Source organism: Herbaspirillum sp. UBA812, assembly GCF_002296545.1.
Taxonomy (GTDB): Bacteria; Pseudomonadota; Gammaproteobacteria; order Burkholderiales; family Burkholderiaceae_D; genus Herbaspirillum; species Herbaspirillum huttiense.
Genome location: NZ_DBIC01000193.1, coordinates 1 through 12,078, shown reverse-complemented (window position 1 = coordinate 12,078; position 12,078 = coordinate 1). Strand labels below are relative to the sequence as shown.

The 12,078-nt window shown below is 60.7% G+C and carries 10 protein-coding genes; 7 read left to right on the top strand and 3 right to left on the bottom strand.

The window, feature by feature from the left end; translation table 11 throughout:
• The first annotated feature begins 291 nt into the window (after positions 1 to 291).
• From B3873_RS12905 to B3873_RS12885, 5 genes are all read left to right on the top strand, one after another.
• Positions 292 to 738, top strand: coding sequence for a hypothetical protein (locus B3873_RS12905; RefSeq protein ID WP_286866529.1), 447 nt, complete (start codon positions 292 to 294; stop codon positions 736 to 738).
• 363 nt (positions 739 to 1,101) lie between these two features.
• Positions 1,102 to 1,524: a phage protein NinX family protein gene (locus B3873_RS12900; RefSeq protein WP_286866528.1), complete on the top strand. Its 423-nt coding sequence runs from the start codon at positions 1,102 to 1,104 to the stop codon at positions 1,522 to 1,524.
• A gap of 91 nt (positions 1,525 to 1,615) precedes the next feature.
• Positions 1,616 to 2,266 carry a hypothetical protein gene (locus tag B3873_RS12895; RefSeq protein ID WP_286866525.1) on the top strand — a complete coding sequence of 217 codons (651 nt, stop codon included), beginning with the start codon at positions 1,616 to 1,618 and terminating at the stop codon, positions 2,264 to 2,266.
• Positions 2,263 to 2,667, top strand: a complete 405-nt coding sequence (locus tag B3873_RS12890; protein WP_286866524.1) for a hypothetical protein — start codon at positions 2,263 to 2,265, stop codon at positions 2,665 to 2,667. Before B3873_RS12895 ends, B3873_RS12890 begins: the two co-directional genes overlap by 4 nt.
• 239 nt (positions 2,668 to 2,906) lie before the next feature.
• The gene (locus B3873_RS12885) at positions 2,907 to 3,905 is read left to right on the top strand and encodes a tyrosine-type recombinase/integrase (protein ID WP_286866523.1); all 999 of its coding nucleotides are present in this window, start codon (positions 2,907 to 2,909) and stop codon (positions 3,903 to 3,905) included.
• 270 nt (positions 3,906 to 4,175) lie between these two features.
• On the opposite strand, the gene B3873_RS12880 is transcribed toward B3873_RS12885, so the two are convergent.
• A complete protein-coding gene (locus B3873_RS12880; protein WP_286866521.1) occupies positions 4,176 to 4,511 on the bottom strand; it encodes a helix-turn-helix domain-containing protein in 336 nt (111 codons plus the stop codon).
• A 364-nt stretch (positions 4,512 to 4,875) separates the two neighbouring features.
• On the opposite strand from B3873_RS12880, the gene B3873_RS12875 reads away from it, so the two are divergent.
• On the top strand, positions 4,876 to 5,538 hold the full coding sequence (locus B3873_RS12875; RefSeq protein ID WP_209583248.1) for a CC0125/CC1285 family lipoprotein: 663 nt from the start codon (positions 4,876 to 4,878) through the stop codon (positions 5,536 to 5,538).
• A gap of 11 nt (positions 5,539 to 5,549) precedes the next feature.
• Complete coding sequence (locus B3873_RS12870; RefSeq protein ID WP_286866518.1) at positions 5,550 to 6,752, top strand: S1C family serine protease; 1,203 nt, start codon at positions 5,550 to 5,552, stop codon at positions 6,750 to 6,752.
• A gap of 136 nt (positions 6,753 to 6,888) precedes the next feature.
• Here B3873_RS12870 and B3873_RS12865 read toward each other — a convergent pair whose 3' ends face one another.
• Both B3873_RS12865 and B3873_RS12860 read right to left on the bottom strand, forming a co-directional pair.
• Positions 6,889 to 8,580 (bottom strand): ShlB/FhaC/HecB family hemolysin secretion/activation protein, encoded by a 1,692-nt coding sequence (locus B3873_RS12865; RefSeq protein WP_286866516.1) that lies wholly within the window; start codon positions 8,578 to 8,580, stop codon positions 6,889 to 6,891.
• Positions 8,581 to 8,595: 15 nt separating this feature from the next.
• The coding region (locus B3873_RS12860; protein WP_286866514.1) for a beta strand repeat-containing protein at positions 8,596 to 12,078 on the bottom strand (3,483 nt) is incomplete at its 5' end.

Genomic DNA, 12,078 nt, shown 5'->3' with positions numbered 1-12,078 from the left:
CAGCACCGGCGAATAAGGAGGGATGATGGATTGGCTGCCACTCACGAAGGAAATCGAAAATAGCTTGGACGCCGTTGATATCTGGTGCGAATGGGGACGAGTTCCAAATTGCGTGTTTCGCAAAGACAGTTTTGGACGTGGCCCCGCATGGTGCTACTTGAGCGGCTACGGATGGGATGGCGAAGAGTGGTCAGAAGTGAATGGGCCGACTCATTACATGCCAGTGCCGAAAGGCCCTAATGGCGAAGAATCGAAGTTCTGACCCTCACCGATAGAAAGGATAGAAAGATTATGGGACAAGTTACTCAAGCAACCATCGATATGATTATTACCCACACCCAGCGCGGAGAAATGCCGCCACTGACTGTCTGGGAGGTTCAGCAACTGGCTACGCATTCACAGCGATACCAAGCAATCCATGCCATGTCTGAAAAACTGGCCGGCAAAGTCAAGCTAGGCGAAGGATACCCTGAAGGCTTTGACGAATCGTGCGGCGTGCCCGCATTTGCCATGCGCTACGCAAATATGGCGCTGGCCTCCACGATTGGAGATCGCGATTGGGATGTGCCGTGCGTTGCTTCCGCAATCACTGGCCCCCTGCGCGATTTGCGCGCCGAACTCAACAAGATGAAATGGTCTGGCGCGGACGAGGGTTGGGATTTGGCGATTGAAGCCGTCCGCAAGCATATCTCAGAAATCCTGGATGTGAAACAACCGGCAGAGGGCGAGCATGCATGAATGGATTGAGTGGGCCGGGGGTGAGTGCCCTGTACCGCCGATGACAAAAGTCGAAATTCGCTGCCGCGAAAGAGAATGGGAAGGCACCCCCATGGCTAAGTCTTGCGAATGGGAGCATCTAGGAACCTCGGTGGACATTATCGCGTACCGTGTTGTTGGAACCCCACCGGCCGAGCCCGACGCCGATGGCTGGATCGAATGGAAGGGCGGGGAATGCCCTGTACCCGACAGCACAATCGTCAAAGTGCGATTCAGGAGCAATGACGAATCTGCCAGGCCGTGTCGTGCGGACTGGCACGCATGGGACCACGTTGGCGCACGGTCTGACATCATCGCCTACCGCGTAGTCAAGGAGAAGGAAGCATGAAGACAGCAGAACTTGAAGGGGCAGCGCTGGATTACTGGGTGGCGCGGGCAGAATTGAACACTACTCTTGACGGGATGGTTATCAAGCCATATGCGAAAAACCAATGGACAATCAACTGCCAAGATGATGATTCCATCGGTGGATATATCTGCGGCGGAACAATTGAAGGAATTAAGCTACGGCGCGCGCTGAATCTGCGTCTTGGCGAATGGCATTATCGGCCTTCTTGCGATTGGTCTTGTGGCGGACCGATCATCGAGCGAGAGCGTATTACCGCTGAACCACACTATCCCAGCGGATGGTTTGCAACGAATGGCGGCGCGGATTCGTTCAAAGGCCCGACACTGCTGATTGCAGCCATGCGCTGCTATGTAACTAGCAAGTTTGGCGATGAAGTAGAGGACATCCCATCATGCTAGACCGCCTTCTAATCCTCCTGTGGAAAACATGGCATGCAGTCCTCTTCGGAATACCTGATTGGGTGAGGGAGAACCGGAAGAAGGACAAACAATGAACGCTACTGCAAAAGAACGCCCTATCCTCTTCAGCGCGCCGATGGTGCGCGCCATCTTGGCAGGCCAGAAGACTCAGACCCGGCGCGTGGTGAAGCCGCAGCCGGACCGCGAGCGGAACTTGGTGTGGGCGCGCGGCGCCAGCGGGCAGTGGGGGCCGTTCACAATGTACTACAACCAGCACGATCGCACCGGCTGGGGGCCGCTGGAGATTCCGATGCACTGCCCCTATGGACAGCCCGGCGACCGCCTTTGGGTGAAAGAAACCCATCTGGCATGGTGGAAGATTGACCCGGACAAGCCGGAAGGTCCGCGCATCTTCTCGCATGTGGCAGCTTTTGCCGCAGACGGCTACGAGCTTGAGCATGGTGAGCGTTGGATTCCCTCGATCCACATGCCGCGTGCCGCCAGCCGCATCCTGCTGGAGATAACTGGCGTGCGCGTGGAGCGCCTGCAGGACATCAGCCAAGCAGACGCCTATGCCGAAGGCGCGATGTCATGGGCGCAGGAACAGGACACACCGATCAAAGACCTGAACGGCGGCGATGACCGCATGGCCTTCATGGCGCTATGGGAGAGCATCGGCGGCGCGGGTAGCTGGGAAGCCAATCCGTGGGTCTGGGTGGTGGAATTCAGGAGGATCGTATGAGCACAGATCGCGAGTTGTTGGAGATGGCGGCCAAGGCGGCGCGAGTATTCGCCACGAAAGAAGACTTTGCAGCGCGAGGATGGGAATGGAAGATTTCTGATGATACCGATTTTGATGCCACAAGTGGCACCCTGCAAGGCACGTACATCTGGTATGGATCAAATGGTGAAGTTGGAGGCACCGATCGATTTGACTGGGATCCGCTGGCCGACGATGGCGATGCTTTCCGACTATTGCGCCAGGTTGACTATGGCCTGCTGGTCGAAGATGGCGTAGTCAAGATCATGAACAAGCTGGGCGGTTGCGTCTTCTTCGCTGACATCAGCGGTGCAGATGAAATGAGCGTGATACGCCGTGCCATTACTTCTGCTGCCGCTGCTAAAGCGTGGAGCCTGCCATGAGCCGCCGTCCCCGCCGAGACGAGCAGCGCCGAGCACGTGAGAGGAAGAGATGGCCGGGAGAGAACGATGAGCGCTAAGGAAAGCCGCCGCGTAGGGGCTAAGGAAGCAGCATCAATCCTTGGCATACCCGAGCATCTTATCAGCCGATTGGATACCGCTGGCCACTGGATCAAGCGCTACAAGCTGACCCGCAAAACCCACGTGTATGACGTTGAATCATTGTATCTGTATCTCGAATCATGCCAATCGAAACCATCACAAAAAGTGGCCGCAAGCGTTTCCGCTGGACGTTCAATCGCATTATCGACGGCCAGCGTTACCGGCAAACAAAGCTTCTCCCTGCGGGAATTTCTGCCCAAGAAGCGGACGCACTAGCAAGGCAATGGGAGGCTGAAGTCTACGCAATCGCCACGGGGCAGAAGAAAGCCACTGTCACCATTGGCGATTGCGTGAAGCAGCATGTAGCAGACAAACATGCTGAATGGAAGGACGCCGAAGCCCGTATCCAGATCCTGCAGCGATGGTCAGCCGAGTTTGCCAGCCAGGATGCTACAGACCTGCATGAGTGGTCAAAACTGTTCATCGGCTATCTGCGGGCGAAACAGGATCATCAGGGCAAGCCAAAGCGCGCCCTTACCGATGCCTCAACCCGGAACATCCTTGCTTACATCCGGGCCGCGATCAAATACAGCTTCAAGATCGGGTTATTGCATGAGGACATGACGGCACGCATGGTCATGCCTCCTGTGCGGAACGAGCGCCACCATTACCCGGACCGGCGAGAAATGCTCAGGATCGCGCGCAAGTGCCGCAATCGGCAGACTCGAGCCGGAATCCGGATTGCCTTCTACTCCGGCATGCGCAAGGCCGAAATCATGCGTGCCAAGGTCAGCAAAAAGGGATTTGTGCTGGAAGACACGAAGAACGGTGAGCGGCGCATCATCCCGATTCACCCTAGAATCGCTGTACTTGCTCGCAAGATACGGTTCACGATCAGCCCTGACAAATTTAACGACGAATGGGAAATTGCGCGTGAGGCAGCAGGATACCCGTCAACCAGGTTCCACGACCTGCGCCACGGGGCTGCATCGGAGATGATCAATTCGAACGTGGATCTGTATACTGTGGGCGCGGTGCTGGGCCACAAGTCCAGTGCTTCGACCCGGCGATATAGCCATCTGGTCACCGACAAGTTAGCCAGTGCAGTAGGCCAGATCGGGGCCAAAAAGAAGCGCTAAGGGTGTGCATTTTTCTGCCATCCAATCGCATTTCACTGTATTTATCAACAGCATTTGATGGCGCTAAGTCCTTGATACAAGCCGCTTGCACAGCATCTGCGCTGTGTTTACGTACAGCGTAATGGGACTTTTAATCCGTTGGTCGCAGGTTCGAATCCCGCACGGCCTACCAGAAATTCAGCAGTACAAGAGAAGGGCTCCAGTTCGCTGGAGCCCTTTTTGTTGGGCCAGCGGTCAGCACGTGTTGTGGCTGACCGACCACACAATCTATCACAGCACCACTTCCAGCCCTTTTCGGTCGATCAGGTTCAGCAATTTGAGCGACGGGCCGCTGGGCCGTTTGTCTCCCACCTCCCATTTCCGAACGGTCGACGTACTGGTATTGAGCGCAGCAGCAAAAACTGCCTGGCTCAATTGAAAGCGTGCCCGCAACGCGCGAATGGCACCAGCATCATATTCAGGCACAGGCTCCAGACAAAGCGCCTGGTATTTTTGCATCTTGCGCTTGTCGATGAAGCCCAGCCGACGGAGGTCGGAGGCGGTTTCATGTATTGCAGCGAGGATTGGTCTTGTCGATTCGGATCGAGGTCTTGATTTGAAGCCCATTGGAAGCTCACGTCAGTGGCAATGCGTACCATAGCATTGTGTTCATCCCGCACACGGCTCGCTACCCCACCAAAAGTCAATCAATCGATGGTTTCCTGATCCAGAAATCCACTCACTGTACGATTCCTCGGCATCTATTTGGTCCGTCATCAAAAAGCAAAAAACATTCATATCACTCAACGCCAGGCCACCACCCGCCTTAGTCCGCTCTCATTCTCCTCTGAAGAAAACTCCCCGTCAGCCCCCCGTCAGCCCTTTGTCAGAACGCCATGTGAAGATTCACACATTGAATCAAGGCCCTGCCGGATGAGAACTTCATACCGGCCAAAACGGGTCCACATCATCCACGACAACAAAGAACAACATGATGCTGACATCATCATTCAGGGGCGTTGCCGGCATCGTGCTGGCGGCGGCAATGCTGGCCGGCTGCGCCACCGCCTACGGGCCGCGCGGACTGACCGGGGGCTATACCGATGCCAAACTGGCCGATGACCTGTACCGCGTCACCTTCTCCGGCAACGGCAAAACCAGCCGCGACATGGTCTGGCATTACTGGATCTATCGCTGCGCAGAACTGACGCAGCAACAGGGCTACTCCCACTTCATCATCCTCAAGCCCAGCGATCCTGTCCCCAAACCGGTCGCGCCGCCGATGACCAATACCTCCTGGCAAAGCGACCCGCAAGACGGCAACGATCCCCTGGCCCGGCTCACGCCCACCGCCACCCACGCTGCCCCGATCTACATCTACACACCCGGCACGCCCATCATCACCTACTCCGGCAATGCCGTGGTCAAGATGCTGCGCAAGCCCGCCGAGTATCCCGGCCAGGCCGTGCTGAGCGCCGAAGTGGTCCTGCGGCTCATCGGCCCCTACGTGAAAAGCGCAGGCCAGTCACCCGCTCCCCCCGAACAGGACGTCATCAAGTCCGCCCTGGTCTTCACGCCCCTGCCGGCAGCGCAACAGCGGCGCAATGGCCAGGTCACCATCGACGACCTCAAGAACCTCCTGCCTACCCCCTGAGACGCACCTCCATGAGATTCCGCCTGACCAAGCTCCTTGGCCTGCTCGGCCCCCTGCTCGCTGCAGCGCCGCCGGCCCACGCACTGGATGCCGAAACCCTGTTCCAGCAGCTCTCGCCCAGTATCTGGGTGGTGCAGGCCATGGACGCGCAAGGACAGATCTTCAGTACCGGTTCGGCCGTCGTGATCGGGCCGGAACGGCTGGTCACCAATTGCCACGTGCTGGCGCGCGCCAGCAGCTTCAAGCTGCGGCGCGGCAATCTCACGCTGGGGGGCAAGCTGGAGTTTCCGGATCCGGAGCGCGATCTCTGCCAGGTCCGAGCCGAAGGCATGAAGGCCCCCGCCGTCACCATCGCACCCGCACGCAGCCTGCGGGTCGGCCAGAAGGTCTTCACGCTGGGAGCACCGCGCGCGCTGGAAGAGACCATCAGCGATGGCCTGCTCTCGGCATTGCGGCTGGATAACGAGGGCAAGCTGCGCTTCCTGCAGACCTCGGCACCGATTTCTTCAGGCTCCAGCGGCGGCGGGCTGTTCAATGACAAGGGCGAACTGATCGGCATCACTACCGCCATGATTGCCGGGGCCACGGTGCAGAATCTCTCCTTCGCTGTACCGGCCGAATGGATACGCGATCTGGAGACCCGCGGCCGCGCTGTCCTCGCCAAGCGCAACGGCACGATCAGCACGCCAACCGCAGCCACCCCCGCACCACCGGCATTGACGCAGCCTCCGGCCGCGCTGCCTGCGCCGGCAGCGCCTCCCGTCGCGATGGCTCCGCCCGCCGCTCTGCCCGCACAGCCGGTTCGTCCGCCAGCGCAGTTGCCGCCCGCCGGGGCCGCTCAATCAGCGCCGGCCAATCCGAACAGCGTGCGCAGTGGCGAGCGCTGGTACGGCTTGATGACCTGCGGAGCGCGCGCCGACAACGGCGAGTTCTCGCAAGCCTATCAGGCGCATTTCGAGGCGGAAGTGGGCAAGGTCGCGATCTCCCTGCATCGCCGCGATGCCATACGGGCGGAAAACCTGACCGGCCAGTTCGGCAGCAACCGGCTCGATATCACCGGCTTCGGCTACCGCGTCAACGATCCCGACCGAATGTGGCAATTCAGGTTTACCGGCAGCATCACCGCCGGTGCACCGATCTATGCGCTCAAGGGCGACATGCTGCGCGGCCAGGAATCAGTTCGCAAGTGCGAGCTGGTGATTGCGAAGATGTGAAGGGATACCGGAAATGGGCCAGTGGACGCCCCCGTTCCCATGCTCATGGCACGGGGGCTGTCAGCCGATGGGATATGACCGCATCAATGCTCGCCAGGCATCGCCGCTAATGGCAGCAAGCCGATGCCCTCGCGCTTCAGAACGCCTTGCTCAAGGTCGCCCAGGCGCGCACCGAAGACTGGCTGGCCACCATCGAAGGCTTCGCCCCCACCCGTGATGCCACCGAGACCGACGCGCGCCATTGGTCAGGCCCGTTCCAGTTCAACCCGACACCTGCGCCCGAAAGGCTGCCGCTGTTTGCACCCGCACTCCACGGATGCTGATTGACTTTGATGTAGGCGCTGTCAAGGAAGGCAATCGCCTGCCATTGCCCTGACAAGCCATTGCCCAGCTCATGACGCCATTCGATGGTGCCAACGTAACCGCTGTCACCGCTCATGGCACCCACATCATAGCCGCGCACGGTATAAGGGCCGCCTGCCGTCATTTTCTCGGCGGAATCCAGGTTGCCATCACTCCACTGCGCCGCCAGGTTGAGATAGAGCGCATGGCCCGCAGAGATGCCCTGCAGGCGCGAGAAATTGGCGTTCCACTTGGCAAATCCTCCCCGGGTCTGCCCGGCCGCCGCATCGGCGGCGGCAGCAGCGGTATCGTCGAAGAACAACCGGCCGCTGGTCCAGCCCAGGCTCCAGATGCTGATTCCCCCGGCCAGGAGGCTGTCGCGGATATCACCGTTGATGCTCATCACCCAGTTCAGCAGGTGGCGGTCCGTGCGCAAGGCGCTGGCATCCACGTGATCGCGCAAGCGCTTGCCGTCCACTTGCACTTGCGCATAGACGTTGGCCTGCCGGCTGCGCATCAGCGGATGCCTGCCCCACAGGCTGGCCACGCTGGCAGTGCCGTTGGCATCCAATGCCGAGAGCTCGCTGCCCAGCTTGTAGCGCAGCAGTGAGTAGGCCGCGCCGAGATGCGTGCCCTGGCCATTGACCAGGATGTCATAGGACAACCGGCCGTAGTTCATTCCGCTGCCCGTGCTCAGGACGGTCGCACTGAGCAGATCGCCATGATGCAGCGGATTGACCACGTTCAGGTTGCCCGACACCCGCACCCGGTCGACATAGCGATTGCCGTAGTTGTCCACGGCAACGGTTCCCAGCGTGGCGGGATTGACGGTGGTGTTGACGGTGACATCGGAGTTGCCCACGGCCGCTCCCGGTTCAAGCGTGGCCGCCACGCCGACTCCCGGAACGTCGGACAGCAGCAGCAAGCTGCGGTTGAGCGCCTCATCCTCGATCACCGCACCACTTTGCAAGCCATCGAGAGTGGCTTGCAGGAGGCTGTCCCTGACTGCACTCTTGTTGTTGAGCCGCACCTGTCCATAACGCGCCTCGACCACCTGGATCACCACCACGCCGTCGCGGATGGTCTGCACCGGAATGATTGCGCGTGCCAACGGATAACCCCGTTGCTGGTAATAACGGGTGATACGCTCGGCCAGCGTATTGATCTGCACCAGGGTGAGCGATTTGCCTTCCTCCCCCGCGACCAGTTCATGCAGGGACTCGGTGGCAAATACGGTATTGCCCGCAATCTGGAAACGCTTGACCCCGAACGGCGCGGTCTGCGGCAAGGCGGGTTCATCGCGCGGTTCCAGCTTGAGCGAGGGAGCGCTGGTGGCAGGGGCTACCGGCAGCGCAGGCTGCAACTGCTGCAGGATGCTGCCGGCGTCGGGAGCCGTCTGGGCACTGGCCAGCGGGGCCAGGCCGGCCAGTACCAAGGCGGCTGCGATCGGGTGGAGCAGGAACGAACGGGGTGATAACTCAGACATGGGAATCATGATCGATTATTGAGGAGTGCTGATGGCGACGGGCGGCAACTGGATGCCACCGTTCTGGATGTTCAGGCTGGGCGGCGGCGTGCCAAAACCGGTAGTGGTATTGACCAGACTGCTGCCGCCCCTGCCACCGGCATTGCCGCTGCTACTCTCGTTACCCGCAGCGGGAGCTGCACCATCCTGTTGCGAGCGCACCACCAGCGTGGACGACAGACTCAGCAACTGCGGTTGCGCGCTGGCTTGCGGCGGCAGGACGGTTGACTGCACCTGCGCGAGAACATTGCGCACGGTCACGGCCTGGACGCCGGCCGTGAGCGCTGCGGGAGTGGGCACGGCGGGCGCACTTGTCCCCGCAGACGGCGTTTGGGCCGAACCCGCAGCGGTGATATCGGCCAAGGCAGTGCTCTGACCGACGAGCGTGTAATTGCCGCTGTCAGCCCCGGAGATGCTGTTGCTCAGGTTGACCGTCTTGCCATTTCCGATGGCCGCATCGCTGAATGCGCCGGACGAAGAGAATCGCACGTTGTCGCCGCCGATCAGACCGCCCAGCACAACGTTGCCGGTATTGATGGTGGCGGCCGTGGTGCCGTCGAAGACCTTGTTGGCGGCGGTGATGCCCGACACGTTCAAGCTGGCCGGCGTGATGCTGGCCTGCGAGCTGGTCTGATCGATGTAGGTGTAGTTGCCGGCATCGGCCCCGCTGTAGACGCTATTGAGCGTCACCGCCTTGTTGCTGCCGACGTTCTTGTCGCTGAAGCTGCCCGTAGCGGCGACGTTGATGACATCCCCGGCCAGCTTGCCCGCCAGGCTTACGCCGCTGGTATTGCCGGTGGCCGCCACGGTACCGTCATAGGTCTTGTTGTTGGCCACGATACCGCTCACGGTGATCTGCAGCGGCGTGATGTTGGCGGTCAGGTTGGACGGCGCGACCAGGTTGTAATTGCCACCATCGGTGCCGCCCAGGGTATAACCCGAGATCACGATGGACTTGCCGGTGCCGACATTCTTGTTGGCAAAACTGGCCGCGCCGCTGCCGCTCAAGGTAACGACATCGCTGCCCAGGGCAGTGACCGAACCGGTGCCGGTGAGGGTGGCCGTGGTCGTGCCGTCATAGATCTTGTTGGCCACGCTCAGGCCCGCCACGGCCAGGTCGGCCTTGCTGATGGTGGCGTTGAGGCCACTGGGCTGTACCACGTTGTAGTTGCCGGCGTCGGCGCCGGTGAGCGTATAGCCGCTGACCAGGACGGCCTTGTTCGACCCGACATTCTTGTCGGCGAAAGAGGCCGAGGCCGTACCGGCCACCGAGACCACATCCGAGCCAAAAGCCGAAACGGTCGCCGAGCCGCCCAGGGTGGCGGCAGTGGTGCCGTCGTAGGTGCGCGACTGCGCACTGACGCCTGCTACGGTCAGGTTGGCCTTGCTGATGTTGGCACTCAGACCGCCTGGCGAGACCAGGTTGTAATTGCCGGCATCGGTACCGGTCAGCGTGTAGCCGCTCACGGTGACGCCCTTGCCCGTGCCCACGTTCTTGTCTGCGAAGCTGGCCGTGCCAGTCCCCGTTACGCTGACGGTGTCGCTGCCGAGTGCCGTCACGCTGGCCGTTCCGCTCAACGTCGCAGCGGTGGTGCCATCATAGGTCTTGTTGTTGGCCGTCAGCCCCGACACAGTGAGATTGGCCTTGCTGATGGTGGCACTCACCCCGGTGGGCTGGACCAGGTTGTAGTTGCCGGCATCGCTACCGCTCAAGGTATAGCCGCTGACATTGACAACTTTGTTCACCCCCGCGTTCTTGTCGATGAAGACACCAACACCGGTACCGCCCAAGGAGACGACGTCGCTGCCGATGGCCGTGACGCTGGCCGTCCCCGAGAGGGTGGCGCTGGTCAGCCCGTCATAGGTCTTGCCCTGGGCCGCGATGCCTCCCACGCTGAGGTTGGCCTTGCTGATGGAGGCGCTCAGGCCCGTTGGCTGGCTGATCAGGTAATTGCCCGCATCCGCACCGGAAAGCGTATAACCACTGACCGTCACGGCTTTGTTGGTACCGGCGTTCTTGTTGGCGAAGGTGCCGACACCACTGCCACCCAGGCTCACGGCATCACCACCGATGAGGCCGGAGAAACTCACGCCCGAGGTGTTGAGCGTGGCCGTCGTCGAACCGTCATAGACCTTGTCGGAGGCAGTCACGCCGCTCATGGTCAGCGCCTTGGCGGTGACGCTGATGCTGCTGCCACTCGTACCCAAGGCGTTGTAGTTGCTGGCCAGCCCCCCGTTGCTGCTGCTCCCCAGCGACAGGCCCGTGACGCTGGCCAGGGCCGCGCCGCTCTGCACGTTCTTGCTGGCCAGGTTGCCGCTGCCGCCGCTGCCGGCCACGGTGAAGGTTTCGCCATGCACGCCGGTGGCGGTCAGTTGCGTGCCGTCGATGGCGGTGCTGCCGTCATAGGTCTTGCTGCCCGACAGGCTCAGGTTGGCCTTGTTGATGGTGCCGCTCAGCGAGGGCTGGTTGAGCACATAGTTGGCGCTGCTGCTGCCACCCAGGGTATAGCTGCCCAGTGTGACGGCCTTGGTACCGGCATTGGCATCGGCAAAGCTGGCCGTGGCCGAGCTCAGGTTCAAGCTCAGGCTATCGCCACCGATCAGGCCACTGAAGCTTGCGGTGCCGCTGAGGGTAGCTGCGGTGGTGCCGTCATAGATCTTGCTCACCACGCTCACGCCAGTCACGTCCACGCTCTTGGGCGTGATGGTGCCAAGCTGGGTACTGAGGCCGTTGAGATAGTAGTTATCGCCAGCCACGTTGATGGTGTTACTGCCGTTGCTGAAGGTGACGCCACTGAGCAGCACATCCTTGTTGCTGCCTGCATTCTTGTCGGCAAAACTGGCCGTCGCGCCACTGATCGACAGCGGCGACATACCGCCAGGCAGGGACGCGACCGTACTCAATGAACTGATGGTGGCACCCAAGGTGCCGTCATAGGTCTTGCTGGCGATGTTGGCCGCGACATTCACGGCCATGTAGCTGGTCAGTTGCGTGAGCTGGTTGTAGCCGATCAGGTAGGGCGTAAAGTCTTGCGGTGCGCTGTAGGAAGTCGGGGTGTAATAGATCTTCGCGGTCGTGGCTGCATCGCCCAGGCCGATATAAGTCCAGCCGTTGGCATCATCGAAGAGGACGGTGCCTGATCCCTTGGCACTATTGTCCGCCTGCAGGACGACCTTGGTGCCATGGCCCAAGGACATATCGACAGCACCACCGCTAGCCTGGCTGGTTCCCGCGCCGACCGAAACGTAGTTCGCGGTAAAAACGAAGCGCACGTTGTTGTAGGCACTCAGCGTGAGGGTATAGCTATTCGAATCCCAGTTGACGTAAGTGGCCGTGTGGTTGGCGTCGTAGGATGCGACTGCGACACCGATCGGGTCCAGCACGAGGATATCGCCACTGCTGCCACTGCCACTGCCGCAGGTGACGCCGCAGGAGGGGCCGGCGCGGGAAGTCTTGAT